Raw genomic sequence first — 18841 nt, 5'->3', positions numbered from 1 at the left:
GCTTCCTGTTCTTTCTGATAGTCTGACATACAGCGGTGTCTCCTTTCTTGGGCTAACGCCCGGTTCTGCAATCACATAGAATCGTAGACACCGCTCTTCCTTTTTCCACAACATTCGATGATACCTCGGTTCCTGCCGCCCGCCGAACCGGACAGCGGCTGCGATTCACGGCTTGACTGCGGGCTAGACCAGCCTAGAATGCACAATTGATGGAAGTTGGTCCTATCGGGACTGTTGACGGGACTCGGAGTATTGGAAGTGTCGCCGCCTATTCAGATGGCGTCCGCGTTCGCCGAGAAAGGAAACCTGAGCATGATGAGTAGCAAAGGTCGGTCGGCATGCTCCATGGGCATACGCATGCTCTTGGTCGCCGCAACAATTCTCTGTGTGCCGAGCCCTGGAAGAGCCGGAGATGAGAGCAAAGAGAACAGGGCGCAAGTCATCAAGGCGCAGTTGGATACAGTGAACCGCCAGATCGATGATGCTCAAAGGGAGCTGTCCCACTTGCCCAACCCGAATTGGTGTTGCTGCGCTGGCGCGTTCATCCTCGCGCCCGTGGTGGGCGGTATCTTCTGGTATCTGCTCGACATCAAGCCCAAGCAGGACAAGAAGCAGATACTTGAGAGTCGTATCCAAACCCTGACACTCGAAAGGCAGAGCCTCTTGGCCCAACTCGCGGCCCTGCAGTGACTCGGCCCTCTGCATGCGGACCAATCCCGACTCTGGAGACGCATGAGCCCGACCTTTCATGAACACCGACACGAAGCTGGGGCATGTCAGCCACACACACATACAAGTCTTCGAGCGAAGTGCCAACGTGCCGCGACGCTCCGCTGTTAACGTCTGCAACGTGAATAGGAATCGAAGAAGGAGGATACTGATGACTACCGGATCCAGACTAGTTCTACCGCAGTGTTTCGCGTTGGCCCTGGCTGGCTCGGCCCTTGTAGTTGCGCCGGGGTGCAGGAAGCTGCTTCCTAACGACGCCCCCGTGATCACGTCCGTTAGCGGCCCATCATCGGTGCGGGCTGGCGCGAGCGCCAGCTTCACATGCAATGCTACGGACCCAAACGGTGACGCGCTAACGTATACCTGGTCGCGCACTGCCGGGTCGCTGAATGGGACCACAGGAAAGACCGTCACCTGGACGGCCCCGTCGACCTCTGGTAGTGCAACCGTATCGGTCACAGTCGACGATGGCAGGAAAGGTACGGATGCCAGTTCCAAACTGGTCTCGGTGACGCCGATCACCACCACTCTGATTGACTGGAGTGGAACGGTTAGCGCGGGTCAATGGACATACTGGACCGAGACGCTCGCCGCAGGCTACACCATATCGGGGAACTTCGGCGTCGCTGCCTACGATATCAACTTCTTCGTGTTGGATGCAGCAAACTACCAGTTGTGGTCCAACAGCCAGCAGGCCCAGGGAATCGTAGTCTACAACCGTTCCTCGGGCGCGTCGTTCTCTGCAAGCATATCAAGCACGGACACTTACTACTTTGTGCTCGACAACTCCTACAGCTTGATCACACCAAAGTCCGCGACCCTATACGTGACAGCCACCAGCCCATGAAAGGAAACGTGGCCGTCGCGGATTGCGAGGGGAAGATTGTAGATTGCAGATCGGCACGGGCGTAGCCCGCCAGCCTCAAACCACAAGCCCACGGCTAGCCCAAGCGCAAGCCCGAGATCAAACCGGCTGACGGTTTGCTGCCACTCGATCCCTTGATGCCATGATCTCTCGATCACTCTCCCCTTCGATTTGACATGGCCGGAGTCAGGATTATCCTACTCCCGATGGATGTCGGATTCACTCCGGGCCTAGCGGAAATGAGATGAGTGATGTGCTTCCGAAATCCCGATTGGTACACTAACAAGCTACTCGCCAGCATCGCGAGATCTGCCGGGAAGTGACCGCAATGGGACACGAATCCCGACCAGCATTGACGCCAGCCTCAACATAAGGAGAAGCCGTGGCCCTAACCAAGTGCAAAGAGTGCGGTAGAGAAGTTACTGACCAAGCAGACAAGTGCCCAGGTTGCGGAATGGTTATCAGAAAGAAGGGCGGCTGCGGACGCACCGCCGTCATCATCTTCGGGCTGATAGTCTTAGCGGCGTTCGTCTTGCCCGCGGTGTGCCTTCTGAGCAGAGGCCCGTCGGCAGAACGACCGCTGGCTCTCGGCAAGGTAACCGCTGGGTGTGACACAACTGCCATGCAGCTGATGGAGCGTCTCCACAGAAGCAGACCCCAGATGGAAGCGCTGCTGGGGAAGGCTCGGCGCTGGTCCGCCAGGCTTGAGAAGGCACTCGATGAGGGACGTACAATCGAGAGATGGAGTCAGTCAAGTGAGGATGCTGCGGCAGAGAGGAAGCTCGACCGCCTCGCTGATTCCTGTGGCAGACTGATGGCTGACAAAGTGCGGGGCCTCGAACCAGGCAGAGAAGTACTCCTGGGCTTCTCGTGGACGAACGTAGAGCAGACGGTCGTCTTCAACGTCTTCATCAACTACGAGACTCGTGCACGCGGGGGCGGCTCTCCAAGTCTGGCCGAGGTGCAAGCAGACCTGTCCGACGCTGCCGGCCAACTCGCTCCGAAGCTCTTCACCTACTACCCAAGGCTTGAGTACGTGTCACTCCACGTCATCAGTCGCGACCTGACGCTGGCGAAACTCGGTCTTGGTCGCAAGGCTGCCGGGATCCTCGGGGATTCTCTTCCACTGTACAGAGAGGCGTGCGTTGCGAAAGTACAAGGCCTATCATACCGCGATGAGTCTGGCGAGGACGCATTTATGTACGAGCCCAACCAGGCACTCATCAAGATGGGCAAACTCAAGTAGGCGTAGGACGAGTCCAGCTCTTGACCTACTCCCCGCCCGCCGTGACTTCCCGGCCCGCGCTGCCTACAATGCCTGCGATGACTCTCGTGCCTCGCCCAGCCCTGTCGCAAAGGAGACAAGGAAAATGTCGCCGAAATCGCCCCTGACGAGATCGCGAACCCGCGGTTTGGCATGGAATCTCGTGTGGTCAACTGCCGCCTTGGCGGCGGCGCTCGCGCTGTTCGTGTGGAGTGCACGCAGAGAGTCGCAGAGTCAAACGTGGTCCATTGTCATAGGCATCGGCATCATAGTCAGCGCTGTCAGAGCCGCCAGAGCTGCCACGCAGTTGGTGCAAAACCAACAGGTGATGCTAAACCCAGATGACGTCGTTGTGACGCGGTGGGGCCGCCGGTTTGCGTCGAGACGATATGACGAAATAGAGCGCGCGCATTGGGGGTACGTGCACGACGACGACACCTCTTCTTTCCTAGGACGCCTGGTGCCGGGGCCGACTGAGGGCATCACGCTGAAAGTCGGTACCGGACTCAGGTCGACCCGCTTGCGCCAGACCGAGTGCCCGATGTCCGAAATAGTCAGCAGGGCAAGAGCGCATGAACCGCGGAATGTCCCATGCGCCGTGCTGCTTAGAAAGAATCAGCATGAGCTTCTGCTCTTTCCGGATTCCGTGGTCTACCTCAAGTTGTTCATCGTAGGAGACTTCTGCATTCTGCGGTCAAGAGATACACCTACAAAAGCTGACGATGCACGACTCAGGATCGACGTAGGCGGTAATGTGCACGTCACAAGGCTAGGCAGGGTCGCCGTGGTAGTCGACGGCATGCACAGCCTGCAGGCATCCCAGGAAACGCCCGCCCGCGAGCGCATCCGTGTGGCGTCCGTGGACTACCCTCTGTTAAGCCTCCATCTCCCATTGTCATTCCTGGAGACCCTTGACCTGCGGAAGCCCACTTGACGCGCGAACCTGATTGTCAAAACCGGCGAGGGACACTACCCCTATTACTGAACGATGTCAGGGTGCGGGATGACAAAATGGGCGGACTGGTGGGTCTGACGGGCGGCGAGATAGCGACCACCGAGTGCCGGTTGTCTGCATGGGCAGGATGAAGTCCGAGCCGCATCGAGGATCATCAGGACGGCATCCGTCGAGGGACTGGCTCTGCTACCGTGGTATTGCGAAGACACTCATCGACCTCAGCTTGGATGACCTAGATGAACTCAGCGATCTTCTAGAGACAGCGCTTGCTGCCCGGTTGGGGAGCGAGCTCGCCGAGGCCGCTAGCCCAACCGGACCCTCTGGCGGCGAAGGGCTGTCTGCTCGGGGACGCCAGATGCGTGTGCGCATAAAGCACGTCCTCATCTCCAGCATGATGCGTCAGTCCTTGTTTCTGACCTGCCACGCTTTGCTGGAGTCAATGATGAACGACCTCTGCGACAGGCTGCAGGGCCGTTATGGACTCGCGGCTTCGTATCGCGACATGCACGGAAGGGGTCTGGAGCGCGCGAGAGCCTACCTTGTCAAGGTAGTCGGCCTGCGGGTCGCCGCTGACGGTCGGTCTTGGCCGATCATCCAGAACTTGGGCAAGGTCAGGAACCTCATAGCGCACGCCGGCGGAAGATCATCGGAAAAGGAGGAATGCGCTGTCATCTCTGAACTAGCGCGGACCAAGACCGGCTGTATCAAGACAGGAGTATTCGGCATGGTAGAGCTAGGTCCCTCCTTCGTACCCTTCGTAGTTGACACATACCGGTCGTTTCTCCGCGAACTGTGTGGAAGCACAATTGAATCCTGAGCCTACGGGAGCTAGCTGGCGTGGGTCAGGCAGGGCTGCGAAGGCCGTCCTGAACTTCCTTGAGAGAAACATATGGAGGGCATGGCTGCTGCTGCTCGGGTCGATGGCGGCACACTTCCTCCACATCGGAGGCAAGGCGCTCGCGTTCACGTCTGGGGCAGCCGCACTCATGTTGACGGCAAACTCAGTGTTCGACTGCATCGTTCGAATAGGAGAAAAGGGAGTCTCGCTGTCCAGCATTGCGGGGAGCGCCTTGAGGGAACTGCACCCGGCGAACGTGGGCTGGTTTGTCCTTGTCTGGCTTGAAGTGGCGTTCCTTGCGGGGGCCAGAGGACGACTAATGGCATACGCAGCCATTGCTGCTGCTTCGGTCTTGGTGATTACCTACGTCGTGGAGTCGGTCGTCGCATACATCAAGGATGCAGGCAAGAGAGCTGAGCCGTGCCAACACGGCGTTCGCGGTGCTCTTCACAGGCCTAGAAGGTGTGCAGAGTGCGTCAGGCTCGCCGGCGGAGAGAAGGAACTGAAGGCAAAGCTCGCCGCCGAGGCGGATGCACGGAGACGAGCAGCGGAGGCCGAGGCCAACGCCGAGGCAATGCGCAGGCGACAGGAATCGTATGCGGCTTACCTGGCCAGTATTCGACTGCCCCAGTACCTACGGCAGATGGATCCGAGAGAGTTCGAGCTCCTTGTGTGCAGCGTATACGGGCGCTTAGGATACGATGCCAAATCCACCCCGTACGCCGGTGACGGCGGGGTGGATGGCTATCTCAAGTACGGCGGCAATCTATACCTGCTGCAGTGCAAACGCGTGAAGGGCAGCGTAGGCCGGCCCGTGCTCCAGCAGCTGAGCGGATGCGTGAACCACCATAGCGCGACAGGAGGTATCGTGGTTACTACAGGAACCGTATCCAAGCAGGCTCGCAGATGGGCGAAGCACAATAGGATCGACATAGTCGAACTCGGCGCCTTCGTACGTATGGTCAGAAAGGTGTATCCCGACGGAGAAGTCGTCCCAGACTCCTGGCAGGCAAGTCCTCCTCCTCAGAGCCAGCCGTCTAACGAATACGGACGGGCGTTCTATCCCCGACGCTCGCGCTACGGAAGGCGCTAGACTCGATCAGGCTTACAGGGAATTTCGATGACAGCAGATGATTATTGACACGGCCCAAGTCACTTCGGGCAAAAGCGGGGCACTTCAATGAAGAGCCCTCTGGCGAGTCTGGGGCTCGATAGCCCACCCGAGTTCCTGCAGTTGGTTATCGCCTGACGCTCAGCTCAAGCTTCTATTCTTCCCGGCCTGACATGTAATCACATCCGAGTCTGACCTTCCCAGTCCTGCCCTCGGCCCTGCTTCCGGCCAAACCCAATTCACCACCGCCCGAGTGTATCCGAACGTGACACCCTGTTACCGGAGAGATACACTGCTGCCTCACGAGCCTTCGTAAGTCACGTATCTACGACCCATCGTCTTCTGGCACAGCCGGTGCCTCAAGTAGTCCGTGCCCAAGCCGAGACTGTACGTGACGCTGACCGGCAGTGCGAGCGCTGGCGCGACAAGCTGGGGTCAACGGGACGCCGTTGGAGCCGCAGCCCCCGCAATGGCGACAAGCTGCCGGCCGACTCAAGATCCATGAACGGAGGTAACAATGAACCACAACAGCGAACCGCTTTTCGCGGGTCGCAGACGTGACCGGCGCATGAAGCCTGGATGCAGAAGGTCCATGCCGACAGTTGTCTGCACCATGATCGCGCTGTCAGTTGTCGCCGGCCTCGCCCAGCAAGACGGACATGACAGCCTGAGAAGTGAAGCTCAGCAGCGCGGACGGGCGCGCTACGTCATCGAGCACGTGCCGCTCAGTTTGGTCTACAGCGGGTTGCTTGAAGGCGTAGTCCAGCCCCGCGACGCGAAGCTGGGCGTGGGACTCTACATGCTTTCTGCCGGAGGGCTCATCGCAGGATCCTTTGCGATACCGACAACTCCGGCCCAGGCGCACCTGAGCATCGCCTACGGCTACCGGGGAATGCTGACCGGGGCGGGGTTGGCGGAAGTGCTGGGTGTGAGAGACGCCGGCGCCAGGTGCTTCACGGCACTCGGGTCCGGAGTCGCTGCCGAGTTCTGGGGCTACCGACTTGCCCGGGGCATGAGTGCAGGCCAAGCCCAATTGCTGTCCACGTATACCGACGTTGGCATCCTGGGCGGCGGGCTGCTTTGGGGAATGACTTTCCAGGGGGACCCGGTTCCCTGGCTCCTGCTCGGCGAGGGCGTTGGGATCGGCGCCGGATACCTGCGCCAGCGATCGCTCTCCTATACCGAAGGGCAGGCGATGTTCGTCCGCACCACCGGCGTTCTGGGCGCGCTTGCGCCGGTGGGACTTACCTACGCTCTTGCCGGCTCAGATGGCGTTGGAGCCCTGAATGGTCGCTTCGCGTCAGGAACCGCTCTCCTTGGGAGCCTCGGCGCTCTCTACTACGCCGAACGCCACATCGGGAACTACCCGCTGACAGCCGGCGGTGGAGTGGCGTGTGCCGGGCTTGCGGCAGCCGGAGCGCTCTTGGGCGGCGGTCTGGCCTTTCTCGTATCTCCCAACGACTACTACGGCATCGGTGAGACATCACAGAGGATGATTGTCGGCGGCGCCACGCTCGGAGCGGTAGGAGGTCTAGCGGCCGGTCTGTCGCTCGCGAAGAGGTCGGCGGCGCTGACGCAAGGCAGCTGGCTCACGCCAAACGACCGCCTGGCAGTGAACTGGACGATACTCTCCGCCTCGGCCCTGAGCTACGCAAAGGACAAGCAATTCTCCGCGCCCGGTTTGGTGACATTCCGCTTCTAGCGGCCCCGGCATTTGTCGCGGCGCTGCCGGCGATTCCAGGATCGCGGAGTCCCGTGCCAACAGCGGAAGCCATTGCCGAGGAACGGCGGGGTCAGGCTGGAACTGCCGGGGCGCACAGAAGTGCGCCCCGGCAGTGGTGGGCGGGCACTGCACCCGCTGAGTCCAGCTATCTGAGCCAGGCGGCGTGTGGTTTGTGCTGCTAGAGCCGTCTGAGGACGTCGCGGTCTCGTACCGGCCCCAGCAAACGGTCGTTGGTGACGTGACTGATGAGGAGCATTTGCCGTTCGGGCTGAGCCGGAATGTGCTTGAGGTGCGGGTGGCGGAAGATGACGCCGCGGCCATCTGTCATTCTGACCAAGAGGGACCAGCATGACGATAGCCACTGGAGCCCGAGACCGCCCGATTTCGGGCAAATTCCATCCTGAGGAAACAACAGCATTTCAGGCAGACCATTTCTGAGGAACGGCGACAGCTTGACTTCAGAGCTTCCCCAAGTACAGTTCTTCTCGAAGCAAGACCGCAAACAAACGGAGGCAGAATGAAGTCTGTTGGTTCGACCGGAGCGCTGCTCGTCTTTGTCGCCATTCTCGTCGCCTTCCCTGGATGCTACAGACCGCCGGGTGTCCTCGCTTTTTACGTCGACGCATTCATTCCTGATTCCGGCATCCAGAACGACGTCCGCTACGTGACCTGCATAGTCACGGGGAACGCCGTGAGCTACGATCCCGGGCTGTCCACGTCATTCGGCTCGGACCCAATCAACCTAGACGTGGCCTGGCGCAACACCCAGGGCCGCGAGTATGCGTCCAAGCGCCTGGTCTTCACCCACCACGATCACAAGATAACCGACACCATCACGCACGCCGCACCGCCGTATTTCGTGCTGGACAAGAAGTTTTATTTCACTGCGAAGTGGAAAGACCACGACGGGGAGCATTCGTGGACGTCCGGAGTCATCGACTGCCGTGTGACCAAGGGCACGCCCACTCTGGATCCGGAGTAGACCGCAGCGGACGAGAGGCAAGCACCCACTTCCGGGAACCAAGGCCGGCGCGTGCTTGTCGAAGGGCAAGGCGGAAAGTGACCTGTTCGGCGACAGCGGAGCGACGGCTGAAAGCCGCCTGCATCTCCCCTGCCATCAGCGCGGGCGTGGGAGCGGGGTAGGCTCTCGCCCGCCCCTGCCGACGCTAAACGCCAGCCGCAGCCTACTGCTGCCGGCCGAGTTGCTTCTCGCCGAAGACCTGCCCGGTGAAGACGGAGAACTTGGCGTCCGGGCTCTTCCACGCATCGCGAGGCAGTTGCGCCTTGAGACATAGCTCGGAGAGGTAGGTGTTCCGGTCCCAGCCTTGCTCGACCGGGACTTGCGGCAGGAACACGGCACCACGACCCGCCTTCCTGATCACCACTCCGTGTTTGCCGACCACGACTGAATCCGGGCTCGGAACCGTGCGCATCGGGCTCAGCACGGTTATCTCGATGTCGACTCCATCCAACTCGCCGGCTTCAACAGGGCGGAACCTCGGGTCCTCGGTTGAGGCGGCCACCGCCATGTCCCTCACCGTCTGAAAGAGCGGCTTCAGCGCCTCGATGTAGCCGATACAGCCACGCAACTGCCCGCGTTCGTGCAGGGTGACGAATGCCCCGAACTTCTCACTCAGCTTCGGCGTCAAGGGCTTAGCCTCGGGTATCTTGCCGGTTCGAATGTAGCTCTCAATCGTGCTGCGGGCGATCCCGAGCAGGCTCTTCTGTTCCCGCTCATTCAGGTCGTCGCTTGGGACAAGCTCGTTCATCGTTCCTCGTTCATCGTTCCCCGTTGATCCCTTCCCGGATGCCACGAACGCAACCGCGCTGTAGCCCACACAGTATCCGCCGCGTTCGCCGGTCACATCGTTGGAATTGGTCTGGGCCAGGACGACCGCGGTATCCGCACCCAGCTTGCGGGCAGCGACCATCATCACGGTAACCGCATTCGCCCCGCACGCCTGGGCCTCGTCGCGTTCGTACGCCGCGTGAAAGGCTTGAGGGTCAAACTTCGCCATCAGTTCGACGGCGGTCCGGTCGATGCGGTTGGCATCATCGTACGATTCTCCATGGTAGAGGTCGGTAGATGCGAGCAACACGACCTTTCTGCCCTGGACGGCCGCGGCCACTGCCTTACCGACCCGCTCGCACTGCTCAAAGGTAGGCTGCAACAGCATGATCGGCACGATCTTGAAGTCAGAGAGGATGCGCTGCAGGAACGGCACTTCGACCTCGATCGAATGCTCCCTGGCATGAGCCTCGGGCATATCGACGAAGAACTTGTCCTGCGCCAGAATCGCTTTTGCCAATCCCTCATCAATCGCTACGTCGCCGAGCGGCGTGTGCCAGGCCCCCTTGGCGTACAAAGCCGCGTTCCTGAGCATGACGTGGTGACTCGTACCGAGCATCACGACCGTGACCGAATCCATGCCCTGCAGCAGTTTGAATGCACGTGCCGCGGTCGGCCCGGAGAAGGGATAGCCCGCGTGCGGCACCTGGATTCCGATGAGCGTACCGGAAATGGCCGGTACCTCTGCATCCGCGAGCATCGAGTCAACCATCGCGGTCAGAGTCTTCGCATCACCCGGATAGAACTGCCCTGCAACTGCCGGCTGTCTTGCCACCCTAGCCTCCTTTGGTTGCGCGCATACCAGCAAAGCGAGTACCATCGCACCCATCGCCATCACCCTACATTCCCGTCCGCAGTTCGTCAATCGTCGTTTGGCGCTCGGTGTCCTCTAGAGCTTCGACCACTTTCCGCACCGGTCCCCGTACCGGTCGATCACCTTCAACTCGCGCAGAGTCTCGATCACCTCGCAACGGTTCGGGCAGCCCTCACACTCGAAGGCCCGCGTCTCGAACGCCGTATCCGCGACGTTGAAGCCTGCGAACCGCGTGCCCTTGCCGTCAGTCTCTTCCGAGGCGACAATCGCCGCCCCGACCGCACCCATGACCAGGAAGTGCTCCGGCACGAGCACTTCGTGTCCCAGCATAAGCTCGAACGCCTTCTTGACCCCGACGTTGGCCGCGACCCCGCCCTGAAAGAGAACCAGCGGGTGTATCTCTTTGCCCTTGGCTACGGTGTTCATGTAGTTGCGGACGATGGCGTCACACAGCCCGGCCACGATGTCCTCGGTCGAAATGCCGAGCTGGGCCTTGTGGATCATGTCGCTTTCGGCGAAGACCGTGCAGCGGCCGGCGATGTTCACCCGGTTCTTGGCCCGCAGCGCCAGCCCGCCGAACTCCTCGATCGGGCGTCCCAGTCGCGTCGCCTGATGGTCGAGGAAGGAACCGGTCCCGGCGGCGCAGACCGTGTTCATGGCGAAGTCCACGGGGATGGCATCACGCAGGATGATTATCTTCGAGTCCTGCCCCCCGATTTCGATAACGGTCCTGACCTCAGGATGGAAGTGGCTGGCCGCGACGGCGTGGGTGATGATTTCGTTCTTGACGATGTCGGCCTGCACCATCACGCCGGCCAGCCGGCGAGCTGAACCGGTCGTCCCCGCCCCCAGGATTCTGATGCCGGTGTCGACCTGCGCGCCCAGTTCGGCGAGCAGCCGCCGGATGGAGTCTATCGGGTTGCCCTGCGTGCGCAGGTAGCGGCTGGCGAGGACGTTGAACTTGCGGTCAACCACTACCCCCTTGGTTGAGATGGAACCGACGTCAATTCCGATGTAGGCTTCGACCAAGCTTTCTCCTCTTCACCAGGTCGACAAACGCTTCGAGCCGCGTAAGCAGACCCGTCCGCGACGTGTGCTCGTCAAACGAAAGCGACAGGACCGGTATGCCCGTATCCTCAGACAACTTCTGCAAGGCCTCGAGCGCGATATTCTCCGGCATGCAGGTGAACGGGAAGATATGTACGATACCATCCAGGCCCTGCTTCTGGAAGTGAACCGCCTCACCCACCGTCCTGATTGCCTCGCCGCCGGGTGACTCCTGCAGGTAGCGGCGCGCCAGACGCTCCGAACGCACGAACGCCGGGTCCGAAGAGAGCAGGTGGCGGATATGGCGGTACAGGCTGCGCTCGAACACTACTTCGGCGCCCATCTTGCCCAGTTCCTTTTCGATCTCCTGGCTGGCAAACTGCTCAATCATGAAGTAGATCTCCCCGACGAGCCCCAGCCGGACCTGGGGTTGAAGACCGTTCAGGTTGAATATCCTCCTGACCTCGCCGCGCGCCGCCTGGATCTCTCTCAGGGTGTGGGCTTGTTCGATGATCGCCAGAGCTTTCGGCTTGGCCTGCTCCGCGCCATCAAAGTCGACCGCCATCTTCCGGTTCAGGTGCTGCCTGAATTCCTGGGTCAGTTGGCTCTTGGCCAGCATCTTCGCGACTGCGCGGACGACCCGCCACGGAGGCACGCCGAAGACCCCGGGCATGATCCTGAAGACGAAGTCCAGCGGTGAGTACTGGGTCACCGGGATGAAACGGCATTCTTTGCCGAGGTTCTTCAGAGCCTGCTCCTGCAGATAGTGGTAGTACCCGAACCGGCACTTGCGTGCCCCCGCCGCCATGAACATCGTGTCCGCTCCAAGCTCCAGGGCCTCCAGCATGTTCCCGAGCGTGATCTTGAACGGCATGCAGATCAGCTCGGGCGAATGCAGCGACCCCAGTTCGATCGTCCGACGGGAGTTCGGCGGCGCCGGGATTACTTCTGCCCCGAGGTCCTCGAGGAACGTCTTCAGCGCATACGTGTCATAGCCGACGTTGGGGAACGATGCTTTCATTTGCGGGCGCGCGGATCAGGCGGCCTTTGGCCGGGACCGCCGCCGCTCTGCAAGTTCCAGGAATGCCTCAATCCGGGTCACGATCCCGGCCGTGCCGGTGTGCTCGTCGATGACGAGCTGCAGGAAAGGGATGTCCCGCTGCTGTGCCTCTTCGCGCATGAACTCGGCCACGAGCGAATCCGGGCCGCATCCCATCGAAACGATCATGCATACTCCGCCGACCTTGTCGACCAGAAATCGAAACGCGTTGTACAACTCCCGTTCGTATACCCAGCGGATGCTCCGGGCAAAGCCCTGGCGGCTGCGCAGCACCATCTCCGGCAGTTCATCCTTGGTGCAGATGCGGTAGCCGTGGCTGGTGAACGTATCGATCATGGGCCGCGAGATGAAGTCGTCCCCGAGATTGTAGAAGTGGCCGATAAGGGCAACACGCTTCTCGCCCGCTGGGAAATCTGGAACCTGGTTGTGGACCGGCAGGACCTTGCCGGCCCGGGCCAGTGCCCGGACTACGCGCACGGGGTCATGGCACAAATCCATCCCGGCACCAAAGTGCGGCAGCCAGAGACTGCCCTGGATCTTCGGCGCGACAATCCGCACGCGGTCACCAAGCATCATACGCGCGATATCCACGATGCCGATCATCTTCGGGCAGGCGTAGAGCTTGTCCTCGAGCCAGAGCAGACGAGGCAGGAACAGCGCGTCAACCTGCCCGGCCAGTTCCTCAATGTGGCCGGCCATGATCTTGATCGGCAGGCAGACCTCGCTGGAAACGTACCCCAGTCCGGTCTGCAGCAGAACCTTGTCCGTCCGACGGCTGACCACGACCTCGGCCCCAAGGCCGGTGAGGTACTGCTCCCAGAACTGGCCGTAGCGATGGTACAGCAGGGCCCGGGGAACACCGACTTTCATCACCGAATTGTAGGTTGCCAAGGGTCAAAGTCAATAGGACGAAGGGCCGGGGCTTCAACTGGCCCAGACCCCGACGCTGAATAGCTCAACTCCCGCCGCTTGACAGAGGGACAGCGGCGGCTATCCTGACCATCCGTGGTCAAAGCCTGTGTACTTTTTGCCGCCGGCACCAACTGCGACCAGGAATCGGCCTACGCCTTTGAACTGGTCGGCGCGGTCCCGGAGGTCGTCCACGTCAACCGGTTCCGCTCGGGTGAGCGGAAGATCAAGGACTTTCATATCCTGCTGATACCGGGCGGTTTCTCATACGGCGACTACATCGCCTCCGGCCGGATCTTTGCCAACGAGCTAAAGCACTTCCTGCGCGACCAGATCGAGGAGTTCATAGCCGACGGCAAGCTCGTGCTCGGCATCTGCAACGGATTCCAGGTCCTGGTCAAATGCGGTCTCCTACCTGCTTTTGAGCGGCCGTTCGAGCCGCAGACCGTGACCCTCGACACCAACGATTGCGGCCGGTACGAAGACCGCTGGGTGTATCTCAGCGTCGAGGACTCGCCCGGCATCTTCACCCGCAGCATCGAATCGCCCATGTACCTGCCCGTGGCGCACGCCGAGGGCAAGTTCCTCGCGAAGTCGGCAGCGATCCTCCGCCGCCTCATTGACAACCGCCAGGTCTGCCTTCGCTACACCACGCTGAACGGCGACCCACCCGGATTCCCGGACAACCCCAACGGCTCCGAGGATAACGTCGCCGGCATTTGCGACCGGACCGGCCGCGTCTTCGGGCTGATGCCGCATCCGGAGAGATTCGTGCGCCGCGAGCAGCACCCTCGCTGGCATCGAGAACGAGTTGACGAACCGCACGGCATAGCCATCTTTCGAAACGCGGTTGAGTATGCGCGCAAGAACCTCTAGGCAGAAGTCCGGAATGCGAATGACGAATGCCGAATCGCGCGGCAGTCGGATCAGCCGACACCCGATACTGACCTTCGAGGACAAAGGGCCTGTGAAGTTCTTCTTCGAGGGTCGGCCGCTACAGGGACGCCGGGGCGAGACGGTCGCGGCCGCACTTGCGGCAAACGGCATCCGGCTCTTCCGGCACGCGGAGAAGACCGAACGTGCCCGCGGCTTCTTCTGCGCGGTGGGCAAGTGCGCTTCCTGCCTGATGATTGTGGATGGTCAGCCCAATACCATGGTCTGCATGGAACCTCTGCACGAGGGCGCGAACGTTGAGCGCCAGCGCGGCCGGGGAAAGCTCCCCTAGGAGCAGGACAATGCAGAATCCAGAGACCAGAATCCAGAGTTGCAGGCAGCCATGAACTCTGGTTTCTGGATTCTGAACTCTGAACTGTCATGAAACAGACTGATGTTGCCATCGTCGGCGGCGGCCCGGCCGGGCTCTGCGCCGCCATCGCCGCGTCCCGGCTTGGTGCCAAGGTCGTGTTGATTGACGACAATGACAGCCTCGGCGGCCAGCTTGTGAAACAGACCCACAAGTTCTTCGGGTCCAAGCGTCACTACTGCGGCACGCGCGGCATGGACATCGCGGCCATCTTCGAACAGGAACTCCGCACCCTCTCCGCCGAAATCCTCCCCGGCACATCGGTCGTCGGCCTCTACCCCTCCGTCACCCGGAAACCAGCCAAGCCTACTCCAAGACCGGCGCAAGGCGACCTCTTTGCCGCTGAGCCTCCACCTTCGATCTCGCAGGGGATGCTCGCGCTCGCCAGCCGCGAGCGATTCACCAAGCTGGGTTTCAAGTGCCTCATAGTGGCGACCGGCGCGGCCGAGAACAACCTCCTGTTTGAGAACAACGACCTGCCCGGCGTCTACGGCGCTGGCGCGGTCCAGACCTTGATGAATGTCCACGGTGTCAAGCCCGGTACCCGGGTCCTGATGGTCGGGTCCGGCAACATAGGCCTGATTGTCTCCTACCAGCTCATCCAGGCCAGCATCGAGGTCGCGGCCGTGGTCGAAGCCCTGCCCCGGATCGGAGGGTACCACGTCCACGCCGCCAAGCTCGCCCGTCTCGGTGTGCCCATCCTCACGTCGCACACCGTCCTCTCCGCCGTCGGCAAGGAGGAGGTAGAAGGCGCGGTTATCTGCCGGGTAGGCGAGGACTTCAAACCACTTGCCGGCACCGCCCGCAAACTGCAGGTCGATACCATCTGCCTCGCTGTCGGCCTGACCCCTCTATCGGAGCTGCTCTGGCAGTCAGGCTGCCGGATGGTCTACGTTCCTGAGCTCGGCGGACACGTCGCCTGGCACAACCAGGCGATGCAAACCAGCCTTTGCCACATCTACCTTGCCGGCGACGTATCCGGCATCGAGGAGGCCTCGACCGCCATGCTCGAAGGCCGGGTGGCCGGCGCCCACGCCGCCGCGCAGGTCATCGGCTCAAGCCCGGAAACCGAGCAGGTCATCGCCGAGTCACAGGCCGAGCTCTGCGCCATCCGCCAGGGGCCGTTCGGCGACAAGGCCGCGTGCGGCAAGGCGAAGCTCGCCGAGTGCGCGCTTCTCCCCGCCTAGATTCTCAAGTAGATGATTGCGACTACGCTGGCCATCCAGAGCAGCACGTCGACCATGAGCGGCAGATCACCCCAAAGCGCCTGCTCCGGCGCGCCGCCCATCTCCTTCCGATAGACCAGGTACAGATAGCGGTACACCGCGTAGAGCACGAACGGGACAGTCAACATCAGACTGTGGGTGCCGAACTTGGCGACTGTCTCCGGAGCAATCGTGTATAGACAGTAGGCAATCACGGTCGCCGAAGTCGCCACCGCCATCATCTGGTCGAGCAGCGGTTCCGAGTAGTTCTCCAACACTGCCCGGTGTCCGGCTCCACCGTCCTGCAGGGTGACGAGTTCGTGCCGGCGCTTGGCCAGTGAGACGAAGAGGGCGAACAGGATCGTACAGACGAAGAGCCACGATGAAATGGTGACGTGCACCAGAACCGTGCCCGCGACCGCCCGCAGGGCAAACCCGGCTGCGACCGTCATCACATCCAGCACGACCACATGTTTCAGCCGGAATGAGTACGCGACTTCCAGCACAAAGTAGGCAAGACCCACCACCCCGAACCGCCAATCGAGCACGAAGCCCCCAGCCAGTGCCAGGATGGCCGCGACTGCGGCCGCGACCCTGGCCGCGCCGGGCTGCAGCCGCCCCGATGCAATCGGTCGGAGGCGCTTCAACGGGTGGAGCCGGTCCTTCTCCACGTCCATCAGGTCGTTGACAATGTAGACCGATCCGGAGAGAAGGCAGAACGCGACGAGCCCTGCCAGGGATCGGAGCAAGTCGGTCAGGTTGAAGAGGTTGAGGGAGAAGACCAGTCCGGCGAGCACCAGCAGGTTCTTCGGCCACTGCTTCGGCCGGAGACTCCAGAAGAGTGCGCCTATCACGTGCCTGAAGTTCTAGCCGAAAACCCAACGAAGTCAACCCTGCCCGAGGGGAGTCACTGACCTCCGCACAAGTAATGCAGCACTCTCCCCCCTCCCTTCTATTCCCTCCCCCTTGAGGGGGAGGGAAGGGTGAGGGTGGCACAGAGATCCATTACTTCCACGAAGCTCAGCAACCACAGATGGACGCGGATTGCCGGACAGATGCGGCCCCTGTTTCTGTCTTTCGTGCTTCTAACATTGAACCGTCATTCACGTTTCGGCCCTCGGGCTTGTCGCGACCGGCGGCGACATCCCCGTCTCCGCCTGCCTTGACATTCCCCGCAATTCTGCGAACATGAAGGCAAGAGAACACATGGCCAACCGCATCAACTCCGTCTTTTCCCTGGAGGACACGCTCCTCGCCTACGCTGTGGGAGACAGAGGTCTCGCGCTCGGCTCCTCTGACGGCGGGGCGACATGGCGCAGGCTTACGCTCCCGCAGCACCCCAACCTCTACACCGTCTGCTTCCCGGGCCAGGGCACTGTCGGCTACGCCTGCGGCGACCGGGGTACGGTACTGCTTACAGAGGACGGCGGCAGAACCTGGAGAGCGCTCGACGTGGGCATCGACGTGGACCTGCGAGTCATCAAGTTCCGTCTTGGCCCGCAGGTCGGGTTCGTTGCCGGCGACGCCGGAACCGTGCTCCGCACTGCCGATGCCGGCAAGACCTGGACCAGGCTCGTAACGGCGACGGACCAGAAGATCATGGACATGGACTTCCCGTCTGACGAGACAACCGGGTACGCGGTCGGGCCGAACGGAACCATCCTCAAGACCACCACCGGCGGCCGCATCTGGTTCTCACAGACCGGCAACCTCCAGGGTGCGATGCCCTCGACTCACATAACCGCGGTCTTCTTTCCGAATGGTGACTCGGTCGGATTTGCCACTACGGCCAATGCCGGGATTCTGTTCACGCCCAACGGTGGCGAGGTCTGGCGGCCGCTGCAGCTCGGTTTCACTCCGCCCGCGCTTTACTCGCTAGACTTGCGGCGAGACACAATGGAGGGGTTTGTCGCGGGAGCACAGGGCACTCTACTCCATACCCGCGACGGTGGCGAGACTTGGGGACGACTGAACACGGGCACGACCGCTGACTTGTTCAGCATCCGCTTCTTCGCCGAGGGTCGGGCAGGTATCATCGCTGGAGACGAGCTGACGCTACTCTACACGACCGACGCGGGCCAGACCTGGACGCCAGGCAAGGTCCTCTAGCCCACAAGACCCGGAGTCCTGTCCTTGAACCCCGGGCCAGCCGCAGAATTGGCGCCCCGGTCTCCTGCCGGCGTCCGATACCGGGTCCAGCAGCCAAATGCCCTTCCCCGGCCGCCGAATTGACTTCATCCCTGATCCCGCCTATATTAACGCAAGTGTGGTCACACCGTCAAACAAGGCCAGACTTACTATTCGGGGAGTAGCGCAGTCCGGTTAGCGCACCACGCTTGGGCCGTGGGGGCCGCTGGTTCAAATCCAGTCTCCCCGACTTACAACAGGGTTTCGGGGTTCTTGGGTTCGAGGGTACAGGCCTGAATCAGAGGCCGGGATTTCTAAATCCTGGTTTCTGTATCATGGCCTCTGATCTCGGCCATTGACCTCATGATGCGCCTGTAGCTCAGTTGGACAGAGCATCGGATTTCTAATCCGATGGTCGGGGGTTCGAATCCCTCCAGGCGCGCTCTTAGGAGTGGAGCCGATTCACTCTGCCGCCTGCGCTGACCGGAGAAACTCAATCACCTGCGCCATGGCCCGGGCGCGGTGGCTGATCCTGTTCTTCACACCCAGTCCGAGTTCGGCAAAGGTCTTGTCGTGCCCTTCAGGTATGAATATCGGATCGTAGCCGAACCCAGAAGACCCGGCTGGACGATGTGCGATCCGACCTTCGCAGCGTCCCTCGAAACAACTCTCGCTGCCGGCGGGGTCGACAACGCACATCAGGCAGCGGAACCGAGCCGTGCGCTGCTCGTCCCGGACCGATACGAGCTTGCCAAGCACCTTTCGCATCAGCTCGGCATCGGTAGCCCCTGCGCCGGCATAACGGGCAGACATCACTCCCGGCTCTCCCCCGAGCACGTCTATCTCAAGACCTGAGTCTTCAGCCAGGGTCCAGAGATGGCAGTACTCGGCCGCGCTACGAGCCTTCTTGACGGCATTCTCACGGAGCGTGGCCCCATCCTCTTCGACGTCGGGCGCATTGACGATATCTGAGAGCGTTGTCACCTGCCAGACCGTGCCCTCAAGCGCCTGCCGCATCTCGATCACCTTGCTCCGATTCCGA

The 18841-nt window shown here is 61.4% G+C and carries 18 protein-coding genes and 2 tRNA genes; 14 read left to right on the top strand and 6 right to left on the bottom strand.

From position 1 onward, the window contains the following. The first annotated feature begins 312 nt into the window (after positions 1-312). From FJY68_00565 to FJY68_00530, 8 genes are all read left to right on the top strand, one after another. Positions 313-690 (top strand): hypothetical protein, encoded by a 378-nt coding sequence (locus tag FJY68_00565; GenBank protein ID MBM3330324.1) that lies wholly within the window; start codon positions 313-315, stop codon positions 688-690. A gap of 190 nt (positions 691-880) precedes the next feature. Beyond that, complete coding sequence (locus tag FJY68_00560) at positions 881-1576, top strand: hypothetical protein (protein MBM3330323.1); 696 nt, start codon at positions 881-883, stop codon at positions 1574-1576. Between the two features lie 400 nt (positions 1577-1976). Beyond that, complete coding sequence (locus tag FJY68_00555) at positions 1977-2840, top strand: zinc ribbon domain-containing protein (GenBank protein ID MBM3330322.1); 864 nt, start codon at positions 1977-1979, stop codon at positions 2838-2840. 199 nt (positions 2841-3039) lie between these two features. Continuing rightward, the gene (locus FJY68_00550; protein MBM3330321.1) at positions 3040-3792 is read left to right on the top strand and encodes a hypothetical protein; all 753 of its coding nucleotides are present in this window, start codon (positions 3040-3042) and stop codon (positions 3790-3792) included. A 376-nt stretch (positions 3793-4168) separates the two neighbouring features. Then, on the top strand, positions 4169-4630 hold the full coding sequence (locus FJY68_00545) for a hypothetical protein (GenBank protein ID MBM3330320.1): 462 nt from the start codon (positions 4169-4171) through the stop codon (positions 4628-4630). Then, positions 4608-5744, top strand: a complete 1137-nt coding sequence (locus FJY68_00540) for a restriction endonuclease (GenBank protein ID MBM3330319.1) — start codon at positions 4608-4610, stop codon at positions 5742-5744. Before FJY68_00545 ends, FJY68_00540 begins: the two co-directional genes overlap by 23 nt. A 610-nt stretch (positions 5745-6354) precedes the next feature. Beyond that, positions 6355-7464, top strand: a complete 1110-nt coding sequence (locus tag FJY68_00535) for a hypothetical protein (GenBank protein MBM3330318.1) — start codon at positions 6355-6357, stop codon at positions 7462-7464. Positions 7465-8002: 538 nt separating this feature from the next. Then, positions 8003-8467, top strand: coding sequence for a hypothetical protein (locus FJY68_00530; GenBank protein MBM3330317.1), 465 nt, complete (start codon positions 8003-8005; stop codon positions 8465-8467). Between the two features lie 202 nt (positions 8468-8669). Here FJY68_00530 and amrB read toward each other — a convergent pair whose 3' ends face one another. The 4 genes from amrB to FJY68_00510 are packed head-to-tail and all read right to left on the bottom strand — an operon-like array spanning position 8670 to position 13125. Next, the gene (amrB, locus tag FJY68_00525; GenBank protein ID MBM3330316.1) at positions 8670-10199 is read right to left on the bottom strand and encodes an AmmeMemoRadiSam system protein B; all 1530 of its coding nucleotides are present in this window, start codon (positions 10197-10199) and stop codon (positions 8670-8672) included. Between the two features lie 24 nt (positions 10200-10223). Continuing rightward, positions 10224-11177 carry a 2-hydroxyglutaryl-CoA dehydratase gene (locus FJY68_00520; protein MBM3330315.1) on the bottom strand — a complete coding sequence of 318 codons (954 nt, stop codon included), beginning with the start codon at positions 11175-11177 and terminating at the stop codon, positions 10224-10226. Continuing rightward, entirely contained in the window at positions 11152-12216 is a 1065-nt protein-coding gene (locus FJY68_00515; GenBank protein MBM3330314.1) for a hypothetical protein, read from the bottom strand. The genes FJY68_00520 and FJY68_00515 overlap by 26 nt, the downstream gene beginning before the upstream one ends. 15 nt (positions 12217-12231) lie before the next feature. Then, entirely contained in the window at positions 12232-13125 is an 894-nt protein-coding gene (locus FJY68_00510) for a hypothetical protein (protein ID MBM3330313.1), read from the bottom strand. A gap of 135 nt (positions 13126-13260) precedes the next feature. On the opposite strand from FJY68_00510, the gene purQ reads away from it, so the two are divergent. The 3 genes from purQ to FJY68_00495 all read left to right on the top strand — a co-directional run bounded on the left by purQ (position 13261) and on the right by FJY68_00495 (position 15654). Continuing rightward, positions 13261-14040 carry a phosphoribosylformylglycinamidine synthase I gene (purQ, locus tag FJY68_00505; GenBank protein MBM3330312.1) on the top strand — a complete coding sequence of 260 codons (780 nt, stop codon included), beginning with the start codon at positions 13261-13263 and terminating at the stop codon, positions 14038-14040. 19 nt (positions 14041-14059) lie between these two features. Further along, entirely contained in the window at positions 14060-14389 is a 330-nt protein-coding gene (locus tag FJY68_00500; protein MBM3330311.1) for a (2Fe-2S)-binding protein, read from the top strand. 89 nt (positions 14390-14478) lie between these two features. Beyond that, positions 14479-15654 (top strand): FAD-dependent oxidoreductase, encoded by a 1176-nt coding sequence (locus tag FJY68_00495; GenBank protein ID MBM3330310.1) that lies wholly within the window; start codon positions 14479-14481, stop codon positions 15652-15654. Here FJY68_00495 and FJY68_00490 read toward each other — a convergent pair. Next, a complete protein-coding gene (locus FJY68_00490; GenBank protein MBM3330309.1) occupies positions 15651-16526 on the bottom strand; it encodes a decaprenyl-phosphate phosphoribosyltransferase in 876 nt (291 codons plus the stop codon). The two genes, FJY68_00495 and FJY68_00490, sit on opposite strands and share 4 nt — an antisense overlap. Positions 16527-16860: 334 nt before the next feature. On the opposite strand from FJY68_00490, the gene FJY68_00485 reads away from it, so the two are divergent. The 3 genes from FJY68_00485 (at position 16861) to FJY68_00475 (ending at position 18241) form a co-directional block, all read left to right on the top strand. Next, complete coding sequence (locus FJY68_00485) at positions 16861-17781, top strand: hypothetical protein (GenBank protein MBM3330308.1); 921 nt, start codon at positions 16861-16863, stop codon at positions 17779-17781. 193 nt (positions 17782-17974) lie between these two features. Then, positions 17975-18049: transfer RNA gene (locus tag FJY68_00480), tRNA-Pro, on the top strand. Between the two features lie 118 nt (positions 18050-18167). Next, positions 18168-18241: transfer RNA gene (locus tag FJY68_00475), tRNA-Arg, on the top strand. Positions 18242-18261: 20 nt separating this feature from the next. Here the strand turns inward: FJY68_00475 and rdgB are convergent. Beyond that, positions 18262-18816: an RdgB/HAM1 family non-canonical purine NTP pyrophosphatase gene (rdgB, locus tag FJY68_00470; protein ID MBM3330307.1), complete on the bottom strand. Its 555-nt coding sequence runs from the start codon at positions 18814-18816 to the stop codon at positions 18262-18264. Positions 18817-18841 lie beyond the last annotated feature (25 nt).

It is taken from the genome of candidate division WOR-3 bacterium (assembly GCA_016867815.1).
Lineage (GTDB): Bacteria > Hydrothermota > Tepidihabitantia > Tepidihabitantales > Tepidihabitantaceae > UBA2258.
This window is presented reverse-complemented; position numbering and strand designations above follow the sequence as displayed.